The organism is Nitratireductor alexandrii (assembly GCF_004000215.1).
Classification (GTDB): domain Bacteria; phylum Pseudomonadota; class Alphaproteobacteria; order Rhizobiales; family Rhizobiaceae; genus Mangrovimarina; species Mangrovimarina alexandrii.
The window spans coordinates 288636-306696 of the sequence record NZ_RBVY01000003.1; the positions used below are offsets into that span (position 1 = coordinate 288636).

At 65.8% G+C, this 18061-nt stretch carries 19 protein-coding genes; 15 read left to right on the plus strand and 4 right to left on the minus strand.

The window, feature by feature from the left end:
* Positions 1-32: 32 nt before the first annotated feature.
* Positions 33-401 (minus strand): hypothetical protein, encoded by a 369-nt coding sequence (locus EP380_RS08040; RefSeq protein WP_106570162.1) that lies wholly within the window; start codon positions 399-401, stop codon positions 33-35.
* A 132-nt stretch (positions 402-533) separates the two neighbouring features.
* Between EP380_RS08040 and EP380_RS08045 the strand changes: the two genes are divergently transcribed.
* From EP380_RS08045 to msrA, 8 genes are all read left to right on the plus strand, one after another.
* Complete coding sequence (locus EP380_RS08045) at positions 534-995, plus strand: GNAT family N-acetyltransferase (protein WP_106570163.1); 462 nt, start codon at positions 534-536, stop codon at positions 993-995.
* Between the two features lie 104 nt (positions 996-1099).
* Positions 1100-1396 (plus strand): MliC family protein, encoded by a 297-nt coding sequence (locus EP380_RS08050; protein ID WP_127597886.1) that lies wholly within the window; start codon positions 1100-1102, stop codon positions 1394-1396.
* A 206-nt stretch (positions 1397-1602) separates the two neighbouring features.
* Positions 1603-2019, plus strand: coding sequence for a succinate dehydrogenase, cytochrome b556 subunit (gene sdhC / locus EP380_RS08055; protein ID WP_106570165.1), 417 nt, complete (start codon positions 1603-1605; stop codon positions 2017-2019).
* A 2-nt stretch (positions 2020-2021) separates the two neighbouring features.
* Complete coding sequence (gene sdhD, locus EP380_RS08060) at positions 2022-2405, plus strand: succinate dehydrogenase, hydrophobic membrane anchor protein (RefSeq protein WP_106570166.1); 384 nt, start codon at positions 2022-2024, stop codon at positions 2403-2405.
* A gap of 8 nt (positions 2406-2413) precedes the next feature.
* Positions 2414-4246: a succinate dehydrogenase flavoprotein subunit gene (sdhA, locus tag EP380_RS08065; protein WP_127597888.1), complete on the plus strand. Its 1833-nt coding sequence runs from the start codon at positions 2414-2416 to the stop codon at positions 4244-4246.
* A 78-nt stretch (positions 4247-4324) separates the two neighbouring features.
* Positions 4325-5104, plus strand: coding sequence for a succinate dehydrogenase iron-sulfur subunit (locus EP380_RS08070; protein ID WP_106570167.1), 780 nt, complete (start codon positions 4325-4327; stop codon positions 5102-5104).
* A 192-nt stretch (positions 5105-5296) separates the two neighbouring features.
* Positions 5297-5944: a YceH family protein gene (locus EP380_RS08075; protein WP_238719781.1), complete on the plus strand. Its 648-nt coding sequence runs from the start codon at positions 5297-5299 to the stop codon at positions 5942-5944.
* Between the two features lie 101 nt (positions 5945-6045).
* Positions 6046-6642: a peptide-methionine (S)-S-oxide reductase MsrA gene (msrA, locus tag EP380_RS08080; protein ID WP_127597892.1), complete on the plus strand. Its 597-nt coding sequence runs from the start codon at positions 6046-6048 to the stop codon at positions 6640-6642.
* Between the two features lie 186 nt (positions 6643-6828).
* On the opposite strand, the gene EP380_RS08085 is transcribed toward msrA, so the two are convergent.
* Together EP380_RS08085 and EP380_RS08090 are read right to left on the minus strand one after the other, a co-directional pair.
* Positions 6829-7980, minus strand: a complete 1152-nt coding sequence (locus EP380_RS08085; protein WP_127597895.1) for a Glu/Leu/Phe/Val family dehydrogenase — start codon at positions 7978-7980, stop codon at positions 6829-6831.
* A 199-nt stretch (positions 7981-8179) separates the two neighbouring features.
* Positions 8180-9415 (minus strand): ubiquinone biosynthesis hydroxylase, encoded by a 1236-nt coding sequence (locus EP380_RS08090; protein ID WP_127597897.1) that lies wholly within the window; start codon positions 9413-9415, stop codon positions 8180-8182.
* Positions 9416-9549: 134 nt separating this feature from the next.
* Between EP380_RS08090 and EP380_RS08095 the strand changes: the two genes are divergently transcribed.
* The 7 genes from EP380_RS08095 (at position 9550) to EP380_RS08125 (ending at position 17433) form a co-directional block, all read left to right on the plus strand.
* Positions 9550-10428, plus strand: coding sequence for an acyl-CoA thioesterase (locus tag EP380_RS08095; RefSeq protein WP_127598227.1), 879 nt, complete (start codon positions 9550-9552; stop codon positions 10426-10428).
* A gap of 226 nt (positions 10429-10654) precedes the next feature.
* Positions 10655-10993, plus strand: coding sequence for a P-II family nitrogen regulator (locus EP380_RS08100; RefSeq protein WP_106570174.1), 339 nt, complete (start codon positions 10655-10657; stop codon positions 10991-10993).
* Between the two features lie 28 nt (positions 10994-11021).
* Positions 11022-12377 (plus strand): ammonium transporter, encoded by a 1356-nt coding sequence (locus tag EP380_RS08105; RefSeq protein ID WP_106570507.1) that lies wholly within the window; start codon positions 11022-11024, stop codon positions 12375-12377.
* Between the two features lie 167 nt (positions 12378-12544).
* On the plus strand, positions 12545-12970 hold the full coding sequence (locus tag EP380_RS08110) for a hypothetical protein (protein ID WP_106570175.1): 426 nt from the start codon (positions 12545-12547) through the stop codon (positions 12968-12970).
* Between the two features lie 160 nt (positions 12971-13130).
* Complete coding sequence (locus EP380_RS08115; RefSeq protein ID WP_127597899.1) at positions 13131-15692, plus strand: FtsK/SpoIIIE family DNA translocase; 2562 nt, start codon at positions 13131-13133, stop codon at positions 15690-15692.
* A gap of 78 nt (positions 15693-15770) precedes the next feature.
* Positions 15771-16442: an outer membrane lipoprotein carrier protein LolA gene (locus EP380_RS08120; protein ID WP_127597901.1), complete on the plus strand. Its 672-nt coding sequence runs from the start codon at positions 15771-15773 to the stop codon at positions 16440-16442.
* A gap of 184 nt (positions 16443-16626) precedes the next feature.
* The gene (locus EP380_RS08125; protein WP_127597903.1) at positions 16627-17433 is read left to right on the plus strand and encodes an exodeoxyribonuclease III; all 807 of its coding nucleotides are present in this window, start codon (positions 16627-16629) and stop codon (positions 17431-17433) included.
* A 174-nt stretch (positions 17434-17607) separates the two neighbouring features.
* On the opposite strand, the gene EP380_RS08130 is transcribed toward EP380_RS08125, so the two are convergent.
* Positions 17608-18060, minus strand: a complete 453-nt coding sequence (locus EP380_RS08130) for a Crp/Fnr family transcriptional regulator (RefSeq protein ID WP_127597905.1) — start codon at positions 18058-18060, stop codon at positions 17608-17610.
* Between the last annotated feature and the right edge of the window lies 1 nt (position 18061).

The following is an 18061-nucleotide window of genomic DNA, read 5'->3' on the forward strand; positions in this document are numbered from 1 at the left end:
CAGGGCCGTCGGGCTCGTTTCGGACGAAACGCTCAGCGGCAGGGCCCGACCAGCACCGGCACGGTGTTGTCCGGCAGGCCGTACATATAGCTGCGTCCCTTGAGCAGCACGCCGTGGCGCCGGCAATCGCGCCGCACCCGCACCGCCTCGTCGGAATAGACGATTTCGGGGCCTGCGCCGGCGCGGCTGTATTCGCCCAGCTCTTCGGCCAGATGCCCCTGGCCGACGACGATGCGTTTATAGCCAGATGGGCTGCGGATAACGAGATTGCCGAAACTGTCGGCATAGACCCTGTCATAAAGGCCGCCCGCCGTCGCCGGCGCGGCGGCAAGCACGAAAAGCGGAGCGGCGAGCGCGGCCGTCGCGCATGCTCCCACCCAGGATTTCCAGTTCAGGCGCATGGTGCGTCCTTTCGTTGAGGTCGAAGCCTCCTCGCCCTCGACTTTAACGGTTTCTTAACCTCTGTCACCCGGGACGGGGAAATCCGCACCCGGCAATTGACAGACATGGTTAATATCTCCGATGGAGAGAACATGACCGACCAGCCCGCAATCGACATCGCCCTGCTTCGCCTCAAGGACGCGCCCGACCTGGCGCCCCTGCTTGCCGCCTACGCCCAGGCGCTCAAGCGCGGCGCGCCGCGCCGGCCCGACCAATATTACGCCGAAGCACTGCTGCAGGACCGCACCGCCGAGGTGCTGGGCGCGCGCATCGACGGCAGGCTGGTTGGATTCGCGATCTTCGCCGATCTGCCGGAGCCGGTTTCCGGCATGCGCTGCGGCGCCTGCGATCACATTTTTGTTCATCACGAACACCGTTCGAAGGGCATCGCCAAGGCGATGGTCGACGTGCTCGCCGACCGGGCCGAGGAGCGCGGCTGGACCAAGCTGATGCTGAACGCGCCGCGCCAGCCCGAGGACGGCAAAAAGCTCTACGAACAGATCGCCGGCCCCGCCGACTGGTCGAGCTACGTCATCCGGTTCGACGGAAAATAGTCCGCGCCCGCGCCCGACTTGATCTCCCGTGGCCAAAATTTGTAATTTTCGCGCGGCCCGTCCGCGAATCGCGAGGAACAGCCCTGAAAAACCGCCTGATCCTGTTGCCGGTCATTCTTCTCGCCGCGTGCGTGGCGGACGGACCGGGCGCCGAGCCCGGCGTCGCTTCGGCGCCGCGCGGCAAGACCACCTATCGCTGCGACGACGGCGCCCGCATGGCGGTCGAAAACCGTGGCACCAGCGTGATCCTGACCCTCGACGACAACGCGCCGGTCACCTTGCCCGCTTCGCCTGCCGATTCCCGCATCCGCTACGGTGCGCCGCCCTATGCGCTGCTTCTGGATCGCAACGAGGCCCTGCTGATGAAGTCCGGCGCCGCACCCAATACCTGCCGCCGCTGACGGCGGGATGCCTGTGCCGGCACCCGGTTCGGCTTTAATCGATTGAAGCGGGACGCCGCCGCGATGCCGTCCAAGCCACGACCCTAAATGCCCGGCGCGGCGTCTTTTTCCGACTTTGACGCGGTGCAAAAAGACCATTAGAAACGGGCAACCGGACCCGGCCGGCAACCGTTGCGCCGCATCCGGAGCCTTCATCTGGGGGAGCCATGAGCAATTCCACAGCCACCCGACCTGGCATGAGACAAAGACCGCTTTCACCGCATCTTCAGGTCTACCGCCTGATCCCCACCATGGTGATGTCGATCGTGCACCGCATCACCGGCGCAGCACTTTATGTCGGCACGCTGCTGGTCGCCTGGTGGCTGATCGCGGCGGCCACGTCGGAGAGCTATTTCGAGTTCGTCAACGGGCTCTACGGCTCCTGGTTCGGACGGCTGGTTCTGTTCGGCTACACCTGGGCGCTGCTGCACCACATGCTGGGCGGTCTGCGCCATCTGGTCTGGGACACGGGCGCGGCGATGGACAAACACACCGCCACCAAGCTGGCCTGGGCGACGATCGCCGGCTCGATAACGCTGACCGTGCTGGTGTGGATAGCCGGCTACATGGCACGCGGAGGCTGACGATGACCGACATGCGCACCCCGCTCGGCAAGGTCCGCGGCCTCGGCTCGGCCAAGGACGGCACCGACACCTTTTGGCGCCAGCGCCTGACGGCGATCGCCAACATCCCGCTGCTCTTGTTTTTCGTCGGCCTGCTGGTCGCGCTCAATGGCGCCGGCTACGACGAGGTCCGCGCCACGCTGGGCAACCCCTTCGTGACGCTTGTCCTGATCCTCGTGCTGGTTTCCGGCCTCGTGCACATGCGCATCGGCATGAAGGAAATCATCGAGGACTATATCCATGACGAGGGCGTCAAGATCGCCCTTGTCGTGCTCAATACGTTCTTCGTGTTCACGATAGGCGCGGCCTGCGTGTTCGCGCTGTTGAAGATCGCGTTCGGAGGGTAATGGCGCCGATGGCTGAGGCAAGCAAGGCAGGCGGCAAAGCCTACGAGTTCGTCGATCACAAATTCGACGTGGTGGTGGTGGGCGCCGGTGGCGCCGGCCTGCGGGCCACGCTCGGCATGGCCGAGCAGGGTCTCAGGACCGCGTGCATCACCAAAGTGTTTCCGACCCGGTCCCACACCGTGGCGGCCCAGGGCGGCATCGCCGCCTCGCTGCAGAACATGGGCCCCGACAACTGGCAGTGGCATCTCTACGACACGGTCAAGGGATCCGACTGGCTCGGCGATGTCGACGCGATGGAGTATCTCGCCCGCGAGGCGCCGGCCGCTGTCTACGAGCTCGAGCATTACGGCGTGCCGTTCTCGCGCACCGAGGAAGGCAAGATCTATCAGCGCCCGTTCGGCGGCCACATGCAGAATTTCGGCGAGGGCCCGCCCGTGCAGCGCACCTGCGCGGCCGCCGACCGCACCGGCCACGCCATCCTGCACACGCTCTACGGCCAGTCGGTCAGGAACAACGCCCAGTTCTTCATCGAGTATTTCGCCCTCGACCTGATCATGGACGACGACGGCACCTGCACCGGCGTCGTCGCCTGGAGTCTCGACGACGGCACCATCCACCGCTTCGCCGCCAAGATGGTGGTGCTGGCCACCGGCGGCTACGGCCGTGCCTATCTGTCGGCGACCTCGGCGCATACCTGCACCGGCGACGGCAACGGCATGATCGCGCGCGCCGGCCTGCCGCTGCAGGACATGGAGTTCGTGCAGTTCCACCCGACCGGCATTTACGGCGCCGGCTGCCTGATTACCGAGGGCGCGCGCGGCGAAGGCGGTTACCTGGTCAATTCCGAGGGTGAGCGTTTCATGGAGCGCTACGCGCCTTCGGCCAAGGATCTGGCCTCGCGCGACGTGGTTTCGCGCTGCATGACGATGGAAATCCGCGAGGGTCGCGGCGTCGGCAAGGAAAAGGATCACATTTTCCTGCATCTCGACCATCTCGACCCGGCCGTGCTCGCCGAGCGCCTGCCCGGCATTTCCGAGTCGGCCAAGATCTTCGCCGGCGTCGACGTCACCCGCGAGCCGATCCCGGTGCTGCCGACCGTGCACTACAATATGGGCGGCATCCCCACCAATTATTGGGGCGAGGTGCTGAACCCGACCAAGGACGATCCGGACCGTGTCACGCCCGGCCTGATGGCGGTCGGCGAGGCCGGCTGCGCGTCCGTGCACGGCGCCAACCGGCTCGGCTCCAACTCGCTGATCGACCTCGTCGTCTTCGGCCGCGCCGCCGCGATCCGCGCCGGCGAGGTGATCGACCGGGCGGCCGCGATCCCGGCGATCAACGTAAAGGCGGTCGACAAGATCATGGACCGCTTCGACCGCACCCGCCACGCCGACGGCGCCAGCCCGACCGCCGCCCTGCGCGACAAGATGCAGCGCGCCATGCAGGAGGACGCGGCGGTGTTCCGCACCCAGGAATCGCTGGAACAGGGCTGCAAGCGGATTTCGGCGATCTGGGACGAGCTTCCCGACATCAAGGTGTTCGACCGCTCGATGATCTGGAATTCCGATCTGGTCGAGACGCTGGAACTGCAAAACCTGATGGCCTGCGCCATCACCACCGTCCACGGCGCCGAGGCGCGCAAGGAAAGCCGCGGCGCGCATGCCCGCGAGGATTTTTCCGAGCGCGACGACAAGAACTGGCGCCAGCACACGCTCGCCCGGCTGAACGACAAGGGCAAGGTGACGCTCTCCTATCGCCCGGTCCACACCGAGCCGCTGCTGGAGGAAAAGGACGGCGGCATCGCGCTGAAAAAGATCGCGCCCAAGGCACGGGTGTATTGACGATGGACGTTGCCGGGAGAGGCCGGGCCCGCGGCCGCCCGGCCATGATGCGGGCCACGCGAAAGGATTGCCGAGACGATGGTTGAACTCGCTCTTCCCAAGAACTCGAAGATCAACGAAGGCAAGACCTGGCCGAAGCCGGACGGCGCGACCAACATCCGCGAATTCCGCATCTATCGCTGGTCGCCGGACGATGACGACAATCCCCGCGTCGACACCTATTACGTCGACATGGACGATTGCGGGCCGATGGTGCTCGACGCGCTGTTGTGGATCAAGAACCGGGTCGACCCGACGCTGACGCTGCGCCGCTCCTGTCGCGAGGGCATCTGCGGCTCCTGCGCCATGAATATCGACGGCACCAACACGCTCGCCTGCACCAAGGGCATGGACGAGATCGACGGCGGGGTGAAGGTCTACCCGCTGCCGCATATGCCGGTGGTCAAGGATCTGGTACCCGACCTGACCGTGCCCTACGCCCAGCTCTCCTCGATCGAGCCCTGGCTCAAGACGGTCTCGCCCGAGCCCGCCAAGGAATGGCGCCAGAGCCACGACGACCGCACCAAGCTCGACGGGCTCTACGAGTGCATCCTGTGCTTCTGCTGCCAGACCTCGTGCCCGTCCTATTGGTGGAACGGCGATCGCTATCTCGGCCCGGCGGTGCTGCTGCAGGCCTATCGCTGGCTGATCGACAGCCGCGACGAGGCGACCGGCGAGCGGCTCGACAATCTGGAAGACCCGTTCCGGCTCTATCGCTGCCACACGATCATGAACTGTACCCAGGCCTGCCCCAAGGGCCTCAACCCGGCCAAGGCGATTGCCGAGATCAAGAAGATGATGGTGGAACGGCGGGTCTAGGACAAGTCTCGCAATCTTGACGGCGTTTCATCCAAACGCCGCTAGGAGGCAGAACCTGACGGACGAAATCGGGGCCTTTGTCACGTGTGGGCCGTGACTGCGCGCGACAGCCTCAAGCATGTTGAGCGGTACTCAAAAGACGCGACACGCGTTGGAATTACACCTCGTCGATACCCTACCGGATTGGACGCCTTGGACAGTAACGATCTCCCCCTTCTCAACCCGCTCGAGACGCGCGTTCTCGGCTGTCTGGCCGAAAAGAAAACGCTGACGCCCGATGTCTATCCGATGAGCCTCAACGGCGTGCACGGCGCGGCCAACCAGAAGACGGCGCGCGATCCGGTCATGACGCCGGAAATCGTCGAGGTGCGCCGGGCCCTTGCCCAGTTGCAGGACAAGGGCCTGGTGCGCCAGGCCTTCGCCTCGCGCGTGGAGCGCTACGAGCACCTGATGGCGCAGCGCTTTTCGCTGACCCAGGGCCAGACCGCGCTGATCGCGCTGATGATGTTGCGCGGCCCGCAGACCGCGCGCGAGCTCCTGACCCGCTCCGAGCGCATGGCAAGCTACGCCGCGCTCGACGACCTGCACGCCGATCTCGACCTTCTGATCGGCCGCAAGCCGGCCCTGGTTCAGCTCGTCGAGCGCGGCCCCGGACAGCGCGAGGACCGTTACATGCATCTTCTGTCCGGGCCGGTGGCGGCGGTCGCCCATAGCTCGCGTGCCCAGCCGCTGCCGGCACCGACGCCGAGCGCGCTGGAAAACCGCGTCGCGGCTCTCGAGCAGGAGGTGGCGGCGCTGCGCGCCGAAATCGCCGCCCTGCTCGCCGACCGCACCCCGTAGAGCCGGACGACCGTCTCCCCTCACGCAGTCGTGTTGCGCCGTGAGTTGCTCCCGAACGACCGCGGCCTAGCTTGAGGAAGGTTCGTGCCACGGAGATCGTCATGGTTCGCATTCTGACCGCCCTCGCCCTTCTTGCCGCATCGGCGTCGACGCCGCTGGCCGCGCAGGAAACCCAGACCGCGATCTTCGCCGGCGGCTGCTTCTGGTGCGTGGAATCGGATTTCGATCGTGTCCCGGGCGTGACGGCGACGGTCTCGGGTTATTCGGGTGGCGAACTGGAAAACCCGACCTACCGCAACCATACCGGCCATCGCGAAGTGGTCAGGATCGAGTTCGATCCGTCGAAGACCAGCTATCGTGCACTGGTCGACATCTTCTTCCGCTCCGTCGACCCGACCGACGCCGGCGGGCAGTTCTGCGACCGGGGCCATGCCTACACCACCGCCGTCTACGCCCTTGACGACCAACAAAAGACCGCCGCCGAAAACGCGAAAGCCGACGCTCAGGCCGAACTCGGCAGGCCGATCGTCACCCCGGTGGAGCCGGCCGGCGCGTTCTGGGAGGCGGAAGCCTACCACCAGGATTATTACCGCAAGAATCCGCTGCGCTATAAATATTACCGCTATGCGTGCGGTCGCGACGACCGCGTCGAGGAATTGTGGGGCAAGGCCGCCCATCGCGGCATCCCGGCGCATTAGAGCGTTTACAGGCGAAATGGAAGCCGGTTCGCCGTTCGCAAACGCGTTAAAACAATGAGTTGGAGCCGGTCTGCCAATCCGGGAAAAGCAGAACGGTTCTTGCATAGTTCGCCCCGCTCCTCCGCGAAAGGATATCGTGATCGCGTCCTGGAACACGGGGCCGGGGCGTTTGGGGCGGCGCTTGGCCTATCGGGCGGTCTTCGTCCGCCGTGCCTTTTTCGCTCGCGCGCTTTCGATATGTTCGAGCGCAATCGTTTCGGCAACCGCGTCGGTGGTGCGGCCCTCCGCCTCCGCGCGCCGGAAGATCGCGGCGAGCGTGCGCGGGATCACCCCCACCCGTTTGATCGCCGCCTCCGCATCGTAGCCCGGCGGCGTCAGTTCCTCGGCAACGTTGATCAGCCCGCCCGCATTGATGACGTAGTCCGGCGCATAGAGGATGCCGCGCGCGCGCAGTCTTTCGGCATCCTGCGGGGTGGCAAGCTGGTTGTTGGCCGAGCCGGCGACGATGCCGGCCTTCAGGAGCGGAATTGTCGTTTCGGACAGCACCGCGCCCAGAGCGCAGGGCGCGAAGACGTCGACATCGGCCGTCACGATCGCATCGCCTTCCAGGGCGACAGCGTCGAGATGCGCGACCGCCTTCTCGGCCCGGGCGGGGTCGATATCGCTCACGAAGAGCCGCGCCCCCTCGTTTCGCAGCCGTTTGGCCAGCGACCAGCCGACCGCGCCCAGCCCCTGCACCGCAACACGCACGCCGTCGAGCTTTTCCGAGCCGGTCTTATGTTTCAGGGCCGCTTTGATGCCCAAAAACACGCCTTGTGCGGTGACCGGCGAGGGATTGCCGCTTCCGCCGCGTGTCGTTCCGCTCACGTTCGGCGCGCGCGCCCGCAGATAATCGGCATCGGCCAGCGACAGGCCGACATCCTCGGCGGTGATGTACTGGCCTTCGAGCGCGGCCAGCATTTCGGCATAGGCGTCGAGAAGCTCGGGCGTCTTGTCCGCCTTGGCATCGGCCACGATCACCGCCTTGCCGCCGCCGAGCGCCAGGCCCGCCACCGCCGCCTTCAGCGTCATGCCGTGCGACAGTCTGAGCGCGTCGGTGAGCGCCGCCTCGAAACTCTCGTGCGGCCATACGCGCGTGCCGCCGAGGGCGGGCCCGAGCGTGGTGTCGTGCACGGCGACGATGGCGGTCAGCCCGCGCGCCTCGTCGCGCCCGAGCCAGACCTGTTCGTGATCGGCGAAATCCGCGAGTCGGCTGGCTTTTTCGGTAATGTCGCTGAGTTTCAGGCTCGATTTTCCGCCCGGCACCTTGACCGTGCGCGGCTCAGCCGCATGCAGCATGACGTCTCCTCCCGCTTCGAGGCCGCGAAACCATCGCTGACGGGTATCGGGCGGCCTTTGATGCATTATAGGCCGGTCGGGGCGACTTTTGGTTACGAACTGCCGGCCTTCGGCGATCCGACCTTGCGCGGCGACCGCCGAAACCGGTCACAATCGTTCGGCAGCCCGGCTGGCGAACACGCTGGCCCGCCGGCTTGGCTCAGATCGCCTCGCCGCGCAGAAGCCGCGGCGCCTCGCCGGCCAGGCCCGCCGCCTGACGGATGAAGAACTCCTTCAGCCGGGGCATCCGGTCGACCATGCCGAGCCCGAGATCGCGCACCGCGCGCAAGGGTCCGAAATCGTTGGAGAACATGCGGTTGAGCACATCGGTGGTAATGCCCATCTGCACCGTGTCGAAGCGGCGCCAGCGCGCGTAGCGCTCCAGCACGTCGAGCGCGCCGATATCCTCGCCGAGCCGATCGGCCTCCACCACCACTTCGGCCAGAGCGGCGGCATCCTTGAAGCCGAGATTGAGCCCCTGGCCGGCGATCGGATGAATCCCGTGTGCCGCATCGCCCGCCAGTGCGAAGCGAGGCGCGACGAATTCGCGCGCCAATGTCAGTCCGAGAGGCCAGGCCCGGCGCGGCCCCTCGACACTGATCTCGCCGAGCTTCAGCCCGAAGCGGAGCTCCAGTTCCGTCTCGAAGACGATATCGTCCTCGGCGACGAGACGCTCGGCCTCCTCGGTGCGTTCCGTCCACACGATCGACGAACGGTTTCCCGTCAGCGGCAGCGTCGCGAACGGACCGGCCGGCAGAAAATGCTCCTCCGCGCGGCCGTTGTGCGGGCGTTCGTGCTTGACCGTGCACACGATACCCGATTGGCCGTAATCCCAATGCACCGTCTTGATGCCGGCCATGTCGCGCAGGCGCGACTTCACCCCGTCGGCGGCAACCAGCAGGGACGCCTCGATCGCAGCCCCATCGGCCAGCGCGACGGTGACGCCTGCCGGTCCGACGTCGAAGCGCTCGACCGCCACCCCTTCCAGGAGATCGATGCCGAGTTCGGCCGCACGCCGCCGCAAGGCGCCGTTCAGCACCTTATTGGGCGTCATGTGCGCGAACGGCTCGCCGGCCGAGACCTCGCCGTCGAACGTCAAGAACACCGGGCGCACCGGGTCGGACGTGCGCGAATCGGTGACGACCATATCGGTGATCGCCTGCGCCTGCGGCGCGATCTCGTCCCAGCAGCCGAGCTGCGACAGCATCCGGCAGGCTGCCGCCGCGATCGCCGAGGCCCGGCCGTCGCGTTGCCACACGCCCGCGGGCGCGGCGTCGACCACGACGATCTTCAGTGCGGGCCGCGCCTGCGCGATCGATACCGCCGTCGCCAGCCCGACATATCCCGCACCCGCGATCACGACGTCGACACGTCCGCGTTTTGCCATTTTCGCCATCACCAACTCCTCTGTGCGCAGGCCGGATCGTGGCGCGCAGCCCCTCGATCCGGTTGACTTCGCCCTTGCCTTTCTGCTCGAAAACCCGCCAAGTCTGAACAATCGGACATGTCGACGAAAGCGGGGCCGTGACGATGTCGCCAGCCATGCAGGAACTTCTGGCCATTCTCGACCTCGAGCGGCTGGAACACAATCTGTTTCGTGGTCGCAGCCCGCAAACGGCCTGGCAACGCGTGTTCGGCGGCCAGACCATCGGTCAGGCCCTCGTCGCCGCCCAGCGCACCGTCGACGCCGACCGGCAGGTGCATTCGCTCCACGGCTATTTCATGCGTCCCGGCGACACCAAGGTGCCGATCGTCTACGAGGTCGACCGCATCCGCGACGGCGGCTCCTTCACCACGCGCCGGGTTGTCGCCGTCCAGCATGGCAAGGCGATCTTTTCGCTCGAGGCTTCCTTCCAGCTCGCCGAACCGGGGCTCGATCATCAATTCCCCATGCCGCTCGACGTGCCGCCGCCCGAAAAACTCAAAACCCAGCGCGAACTGCTCGAGCATATGGACAACGTGCCCGACACGATTCGCCGCTTCTGGGCCCGTGAACGGCCGCTGGAGATCAAACCGGTCAATCTCGAGCACTACACGAGCCGCGACAAGCTGCCGCCGCGCCAGAACATCTGGCTGCGGACCACCGGCCCGGTGCCCGACCAATGGCCGTTGCGCGCCGCGGTCCTTGCCTATCTCTCCGACATGACCCTTCTCGACACCTCGACCTTCGCGCATGGGCGTGCCGTTTTCGATCCCGACCTCCAGGTCGCCAGCCTCGACCATGCGATGTGGTTCCACCGCGAGCACCCGCTCGACGACTGGTTGCTCTACACCCAGGACAGCCCCTCCACCTCTGGCGCCCGCGGCTTCACCCGCGGTGCCATCTATGGCCGCGACGGGGTGCTGATCGCTTCGGTCGCCCAGGAAGGGCTGATTCGGCTCCGCAGCGAGCCCAGGGCCAAAGCCTAAATTTTGGGCACAACCTTCGTTCTGCACGATATTTTTGCAGAAACACCATTCGCAAATGCCGGGCTGCGCGACGCCCGATCCGATTTCCCGAAACATTTCAGGCTATTGTTCGTAGGCCATCGAAACTGGCACGGAGCTTGAATCACCCTTTTCACGCTCCGGTCGCCCGCGGGCCGCCGGCGGTGTGATGGAACGCGGGACCCCGCACAAACAAGGGTGAAGCCTGATGAAAATCGTGATGGCTATCATAAAGCCGTTCAAGCTCGACGAGGTCAGGGAGGCGCTGACCGCCGTCGGCATCCAGGGCCTGACCGTCACCGAGGTGAAGGGATACGGGCGCCAGAAGGGACATACCGAAATCTATCGCGGCGCCGAATACGCCGTCAGCTTCCTGCCGAAGGTCAAGATCGAGATCGTCGTCGCAGACGATCTCGCCGACCGGGCCGTCGAGGCGATCGGCGCGGCCGCCCGCACCGGACAGATCGGCGACGGCAAGATCTTCGTCCACGGGATCGATCAGGCGGTGCGCATTCGCACCGGAGAAACCGACGTCGATGCGATTTGACCGTCATTCCGATTTCAAGGAGACCAAGATGACCATTCCAACGCTTATCCGGCGCGGCCTTCGGCCCGCCCTGGCCGGCGGCCTGAGCGCCGGTGCCCTTGCCCCTTTCGCCGCCTATGCCCAGGACACGGCCGAGGCGGCCGCACCCATCATGGACAAGGGCGACACCGCGTTCATGATGATCGCCACCGTGCTGGTGCTGTTCATGATCCTGCCGGGCTTGGCGCTGTTTTACGGCGGGCTGGTTCGCGCCAAGAACATGCTGTCGGTGCTGATGCAATGCACGATGATCACCGCCGTCGTCATCGTGATCTGGACCGTGTGGGGCTATTCCTTCGCCTTCGGCGGCAGCACCAGCCCGTTCTGGGGTGGGTTCGGCAAGCTGTTCCTGTCCGGCGTGACGATGGACAGCACCGCGGCGACCTTCACCGACGGGGTCGTCATTCCCGAACTGGTCTTCATCTGCTTTCAGATGACCTTCGCCTGCATCACGCCGGCGCTGATCGTCGGCGCCTTCGCCGAACGGGTGAAGTTTTCGGCCGTGGTGCTGTTCGTCGTCCTGTGGGTCACCTTCGTCTATTTCCCAATCGCTCACATGGTCTGGGACGGCAGCGGGCTGCTGTTCGGCTGGGGCGCGCTCGACTTCGCCGGCGGCACCGTGGTGCATATCAATGCCGGCATCGCCGGTCTCGTCGGGTGCATGATGATCGGCAAGCGCATCGGCTACGGCAAGGACAACATGGCCCCGCATTCCATGACCCTGACCATGGTCGGCGCCTCGATGCTGTGGGTGGGCTGGTTCGGCTTCAATGCCGGCTCCAACCTCGAGGCGACCGGCGGCGCGGCACTTGCCATGATCAACACCTTCACCGCGACCGCCGGCGCGATCATCGCCTGGGTAGTGATCGAGGCGCTTGCGCGCGGCAAGGCCTCCATGCTGGGCGCGGCTTCCGGCGTCATCGCCGGCCTGGTCGCGGTGACGCCGGCCGCCGGGCTGGTCGGCCCGGTCGGCGCCATCGTGCTCGGCGCCATCGCCAGCGCGGTGTGTTATTATTTCGTCGCCGTCGTGAAGATCAAACTCGGTTACGACGATTCGCTGGACGTGTTCGGCATTCACGGCATTGGCGGCATCGTCGGCGCGATCGGCACCGGCATCTTCGCCTCCTCCGCGCTGGGCGGCGTCGGCTATGCCGAGGGCGTGTCGATGGCCGGGCAGGTCTGGACGCAGATCCTGGCCGTCCTCGTCACCATCGTGTGGTGCGGCATCGGCTCGGCGATCTTCTACAAGCTCACCGATGTGTTGATCGGACTCAGGCCGGCCGAGGACGCCGAACGTCAAGGCCTCGACCTGACCTCGCACGGCGAGGCCGCCTACCACTCGTAACGCCAATTCCGGCCGGCAGCCTCCTGCCGGCCGGAACGTTCAGAGCGCCTGCTGACAAAAAAGACCCGGTTCCGCGGTCCCGCTTATACGAAGCGAGACTTGAATCGGGCTCCATTCTCTCCTCATATCCTAGTCGCCGCGTGGGGGCGCCGGGGGAGGGGAGAGCATTGTCTCTGGAAGATCAATATCGCATCGTCCAAGCGATCAGCCGTCAGTTCGAAATCGAACAGGGCCTGATCGCCAGCCGGCTCAACTGGAACCTGACTTTTCAGGGCTTTATGATCGCCAGCTATGCGCTGGTCGCGACGGCCACGACGTCCGATCCAGCGCGCTTTTGGATACACGGCGTGATCACCCTGGTCGGGATCCTCGTTGCCGCCTCGACCTGGGCGGGCATCGAGGCATCGTCGCGCCGAACCAGCGCGCTGCGCAAACACTGGTTCAGGGTCGTGGGCGACGACTCGCCATTCCCCCGTCCGTTTTCGGAACGCGCCGGATCGCTGATGGGCAGGCTGCCACCGCGCTTCATATGCGGATCGCTCATTTTGATGTGGACGGCGCTGGGCGCCGTGGGTTCGGGTCTGTCCTTCTAGCAGGCTACCGGAGCCACCATCCCGTTTTTAAAAACGCGATATCCCCTGGCTCGCAAATACGCATGGTTAATGGGGCTTTAACCCTCGCTTTCTAGGGTGGGTCGCGGCCTGCCGTCCGGATCGATCGGCTGGACGGCGGCACGCGTACGAGGAAGGCGAGATGAGATCAGGCAATTCGGCGGCACTGGCCCTGGGTGGAATCGGACAGGGAATCCAGAGTTTCGTGCAGCGGCTGCTGGCCCGCGCGCTCGGGCTGGCGCTGCTGGCGTTCGGCGCCTTCGCCATCGCCGCGCTCGCGACCTGGAACGTCGCCGACCCCAGCTTCAGCCATGCCACCGGCAACACGCTCACCAACGCGATGGGATATCCCGGCGCGGTCGTTGCCGATCTCGCCATGCAGTTCCTGGGGCTCGCCTCCGTCGCCGCGCTGGTGCCGGTTTTCGCCTGGAGCCTGTTCCTGCTCGCCGGCCGGACACCGGATCGCCTGCCGCGCCGCGGCGCCGCCTGGGCCGGCGCCGCCTTTCTGAGCGCGGCCGTGGCCGGCTGCATCGCCGCGCCGCCGACCTGGCCGCTGCCGTCCGGCCTCGGCGGAGTGTTCGGCGACATGGTGCTCAAACTGCCCGCCTTGTTGTCGGGCGGCTATCCGCAAGGCTTGCTGGCGGCAGTGCTGATGCTGTTGTTCGGCCTGCCCGGCCTGTGGCTGATGCTGTTCGCCACCGGTCTGATCGGCCGCAGCGCTCTGCCCGTCGACGAGTTCGCGGCCGCCGGCGACGACGAGGACGACGATCGCGATTTTGACGAGGCCGACGACGATGACGGCGTTCCAGCGCTCGGCGCGCTGGTCCATTGGTGGCTGTCGGCCCGCGCCTTCGTGCGCCGGCTTTCGGGGCCGCGCGATGCCGGCATCGACTATGACGAAGTGCCGGACGAGGCCGACGAGGTCTCGCAGATCCGGCCCGGACGGGCCGACCGGCTGCGCGTCGAGCCCGAATTCGAAAGCCTCGACGGTCTGGTGCCCGAACCGGTCGAAGGCTCGGCTTTCGACGATGCCGGTTTCGAGGATACGGGCGATTTCGAGCCGGCGCCCCGGCAGAACGCGCCCCAGCCCGTGCGGGCGGCCGCGCGGGTTGAAAACCCGGCGCCCAAACCCAAGCCCGGCGCCCGGGTCCAGCGCGAGGCGCAAACCTCCTTCATCGACGCCAGCGACTTCGAGATGCCGACGCTGCACTTCCTGGCCGAACCGAAAAACGTCGCGCGCGACCCCAGCCTGTCGACGGACGCGCTGGAACAGAACGCGCGCCTGCTCGAGGGCGTCCTGGAGGATTTCGGCGTCAAGGGCGAAATCATCCATGTCCGCCCCGGCCCGGTCGTCACCCTTTACGAGCTCGAGCCCGCACCCGGCATCAAGTCGTCTCGGGTCATCGGCCTTGCCGACGACATCGCCCGCTCGATGAGCGCGATCGCCTGCCGCGTCGCCGTGGTGCCGGGCCGCAACGCCATCGGCATCGAGCTTCCCAATGCGCGCCGCGAAACGGTTTTCCTGCGCGAGATCCTGGCCTCGCGCGACTACGAGCAGACCAAGGCGAAGCTCGGCCTGGCGCTCGGCAAGACCATCAATGGCGAGGTGGTGATCGCTGATCTCGCCAAGATGCCGCACGTGCTCGTCGCCGGCACGACCGGCTCGGGCAAGTCGGTCGCCATCAACACCATGATCCTGTCGATCCTCTATCGCATGCGGCCCGAACAATGTCGGCTGATCATGATCGACCCGAAAATGCTCGAACTGTCGGTCTATGACGGCATCCCGCATCTTCTGACCCCCGTCGTCACCGACCCGAAAAAGGCCGTGGTCGCGCTGAAATGGACCGTGCGCGAGATGGAGGACCGCTATCGCAAGATGTCCAAGGTCGGCGTGCGCAACATTGACGGCTTCAACCAGCGCGTCACCCAGGCCACCAAGAAGGGCGAGGCGATCTCGCGCACCGTCCAGACCGGCTTCGACCGCGAAACCGGCGAGGCGATCTACGAGACCGAGACGCTCGACCTGGCGCCGCTGCCTTACATCGTCGTCATCATCGACGAAATGGCCGATCTGATGATGGTCGCCGGCAAGGACATCGAGGGCGCGGTGCAGCGCCTGGCGCAGATGGCGCGCGCGGCCGGCATCCATGTCATCATGGCCACCCAGCGTCCGTCCGTCGACGTCATCACCGGCACCATCAAGGCCAATTTCCCGACCCGGATCTCCTTCCAGGTCACCTCCAAGATCGATAGCCGCACCATTCTGGGCGAACAGGGCGCCGAACAGCTTCTCGGCATGGGCGACATGCTCTACATGGCCGGCGGCGGGCGCATCCAGCGCGTCCACGGCCCGTTCGTCTCCGACGACGAGGTGGAGAAGGTCGTTGCCCATCTCAAGCTCCAGGGCGTGCCGGAATATCTCGACGCCATCACCGAGGACGACGAGGACGACGACGCCTCCGGCCCGTCGGGTTCCGGCGGCGGCAATGTCGATAATTCCGACGACCCCTACGACCAGGCCGTCGCCGTGGTCTTGCGGGACGGCAAAGCCTCCACCAGCTATATCCAGAGACGCCTGGGCATCGGCTACAATCGCGCCGCCTCGATCATCGAGCGCATGGAGCAGGAAGGCGTCGTCGGCCCGGCCAACCACGCCGGCAAGCGCGAGATCTTGGTGCCGACCGAGGACGAGACTTTTTGACCGGTCGGCCGCATGAGAGCCAAACTAATGCCGCACTCGGTGCCTAGACCTCTCGCAACGCTTAGGAGAGCTGCCATCATGAATTCTTCCCCGCACATGGCAGGACGATTGTCGCGCCGCGCCGCGCTCGCCGGTTTCGCCGCGCTCGGCGCGACCTGTCTCATGCCGCTTGCGCCTGCCACGGCGGCGGCCACGGCCAGCCCCGAAGCGCAGAAAATCGCCAATCATTTCACCCAGATCCGCACCATGATGGGCGAGTTCGTGCAATTCGGTCCGCGCGGCGAACAGACCGGCGGCAAATTCTACATCGAACGGCCCGGCAAGATCCGCTTCAATTACGAGGCCCCGGCCGGCGTACAGGTGATCGCCGACGGCAAGTCGGTCGTCATCAACAACAAGAAGCTGAAGACGTGGGATCTCTACCCGCTGTCGAAGACGCCGCTGAAGCTGCTGCTCGACGACAGCATCGATCTGTCGGCCGAAAAGGTCAGCCAGGTCAGCCAGGAAAAGGACCTGACCACGATCAGGCTGCAGGACCGCTCGGTTTTCGGCGACGCCACCATCACCATGATGTTCGACCCCGAATCCTACGAATTGCGACAGTGGACCATCACCGATTCGCAGGGCAAGGACACGACGGTGATGATCTTCAACGTCAAGCAGGGCGTGACCTTCGATCCGAGCGTGTTCGCGATCGACTATCAGTATATCTCCCGGCACGGCGCGCGCGGTCGCGGACCAACGCGGTAGCCCGTTCGCCCTGCGCCCGCAATCAGCGCCCGTTGCCTGCCGCGGCCGCGTCGTTCCGTTGGCGCCCCCTTCCCCGCCAATCGCCTGTGGATGAAGCCCATCAGCCGGCTCCGGCGCCGGCCTGCGCTTGCCACCACCGCCCGCGGCTGGCAGTTTCGCGCCCTCACGCCAGCCGGAACCGACCATGCCCTTCACCCTCGCCACCTGGAACATCAATTCCGTTCGCCTGCGCCTGCCGCTGGTGGAGCAGTTCTTGAAGGACTACGCGCCCGACGTCCTGTGTCTGCAGGAAACGAAATGTCCCGACGACCTGTTTCCGGCCGCCGCCTTCGAGGCGCTCGGCTACGGCCACATCGCGATCAGCGGCCAGAAGGGCTATCACGGCGTCGCCACGCTATCGCGGCGTCCGCTCGAGATCGTCGAAAAACGCGATTTCTGCGGCATGGGCGACCGGCGCCATGTTTCGACACGGCTTTCGGCCGGCGGCCGCGCGGTGCTGCTGCACAATTTCTACGTCCCGGCCGGCGGCGACGAGCCCGACCCCGAGATCAACCCGAAATTCCGCCACAAGCTCGATTTCATCGAGGAAATGCGCTCGGTGCGCGCCGGTTTCGACGGCGAATCGGCTGCGATCCTGGTCGGCGACCTGAACATCGCGCCGCTCGAGACCGATGTCTGGTCCCACAAGCAGCTTCTCAAAGTCGTCAGCCACACTCCGATCGAGACCGAAGGGCTGGAATCGATGCGTGCCGAGGGCGGCTGGGTCGACCTGATGCGGGCCCATATCCCGCCGCATGAGCGGCTTTACACGTGGTGGAGCTATCGCAACCGCGACTGGGCCGCCTCCGATCGCGGCCGCAGGCTCGACCATGTGTGGACCTCGCCGAACCTCGTCGACGACATGCGTGAGGTGGAGGTTCTGCGCGACGCCCGCGGCTGGGAACGCCCGTCCGACCACGTCCCGGTCATCACACGTTTCGGGTTCGACTGAAGCGTTTCCAGGCGAAGTGGAAGCCGGTTCGCCGTTCGCAAACGCGTTAAAACAAGAAGGTGGAGCCGGTCTGCGAATCCGTGAAAAGCAGAGCGGCTCTGGTAAAGTCCGACAAACCCGCCTCGATCGTGGGCGCGGTCCGCTCCCGCGACGGGCATCGCCCCATCGACATCGCTAGGAAAATTTCGGCGCCAGGCGCTCGATCCGTTCCAGCATGCCGGTGAGATCGGCCGACAGCCGCCGGTGCAGCTTGGCGGCCGCGTCGGGATATTCGACCAGGATGCGCTGGAAAAGGCTCCGATTGAGCCGCATCAGTTCGACTTCGGTCTCGGCCAGCGCCCCGGTCAGCCGGTATCCGCTGGAAATCAACACCAGTTCGCCCATCACCGAGCCCGGCCCCAGCCGGCCGACAATCGCACGCTCGCCCTCGCGCTCGCGAAAAAGCGCGACCGTGCCCTCGACCACGACGAAGGCGCAGTCGGCCGCCGCCCCTTCGCGATAGATCTCTTTGCCGGCGGGCCGACGCAGGCGCTCCGTCCCGAACGCGAGAAGACGAAGCTGGTCCTGCGTGAATTCGCGAAATATGCCCACGCCGGCGAGAATGCCGATATCGTCGTCAAGCGCCATG

What these genes read in the sequence shown, in the direction of transcription:
- EP380_RS08045 (WP_106570163.1), top strand. Translation starts at nt 534, where the DNA reads ATGACCGACCAGCCCGCAATCGACATCGCCCTGCTTCGCCTCAAGGAC.
- EP380_RS08085 (WP_127597895.1), bottom strand. Translation starts at nt 7,980, where the DNA reads ATGCTGCATGCGGCTGAGCCGCGCACGGTCAAGGTGCCGGGCGGAAAA.
- EP380_RS08125 (WP_127597903.1), top strand. Translation starts at nt 16,627, where the DNA reads ATGCCCTTCACCCTCGCCACCTGGAACATCAATTCCGTTCGCCTGCGC.
- EP380_RS08070 (WP_106570167.1), top strand. Translation starts at nt 4,325, where the DNA reads ATGGTTGAACTCGCTCTTCCCAAGAACTCGAAGATCAACGAAGGCAAG.
- sdhD (WP_106570166.1), top strand. Translation starts at nt 2,022, where the DNA reads ATGACCGACATGCGCACCCCGCTCGGCAAGGTCCGCGGCCTCGGCTCG.
- EP380_RS08130 (WP_127597905.1), bottom strand. Translation starts at nt 18,060, where the DNA reads ATGGCGCTTGACGACGATATCGGCATTCTCGCCGGCGTGGGCATATTT.
- EP380_RS08040 (WP_106570162.1), bottom strand. Translation starts at nt 401, where the DNA reads ATGCGCCTGAACTGGAAATCCTGGGTGGGAGCATGCGCGACGGCCGCG.
- EP380_RS08090 (WP_127597897.1), bottom strand. Translation starts at nt 9,415, where the DNA reads ATGGCGAAAATGGCAAAACGCGGACGTGTCGACGTCGTGATCGCGGGT.
- EP380_RS08095 (WP_127598227.1), top strand. Translation starts at nt 9,550, where the DNA reads ATGTCGCCAGCCATGCAGGAACTTCTGGCCATTCTCGACCTCGAGCGG.
- msrA (WP_127597892.1), top strand. Translation starts at nt 6,046, where the DNA reads ATGGTTCGCATTCTGACCGCCCTCGCCCTTCTTGCCGCATCGGCGTCG.
- sdhC (WP_106570165.1), top strand. Translation starts at nt 1,603, where the DNA reads ATGAGCAATTCCACAGCCACCCGACCTGGCATGAGACAAAGACCGCTT.
- EP380_RS08120 (WP_127597901.1), top strand. Translation starts at nt 15,771, where the DNA reads ATGAATTCTTCCCCGCACATGGCAGGACGATTGTCGCGCCGCGCCGCG.
- EP380_RS08105 (WP_106570507.1), top strand. Translation starts at nt 11,022, where the DNA reads ATGACCATTCCAACGCTTATCCGGCGCGGCCTTCGGCCCGCCCTGGCC.
- EP380_RS08115 (WP_127597899.1), top strand. Translation starts at nt 13,131, where the DNA reads ATGAGATCAGGCAATTCGGCGGCACTGGCCCTGGGTGGAATCGGACAG.
- EP380_RS08100 (WP_106570174.1), top strand. Translation starts at nt 10,655, where the DNA reads ATGAAAATCGTGATGGCTATCATAAAGCCGTTCAAGCTCGACGAGGTC.
- sdhA (WP_127597888.1), top strand. Translation starts at nt 2,414, where the DNA reads ATGGCTGAGGCAAGCAAGGCAGGCGGCAAAGCCTACGAGTTCGTCGAT.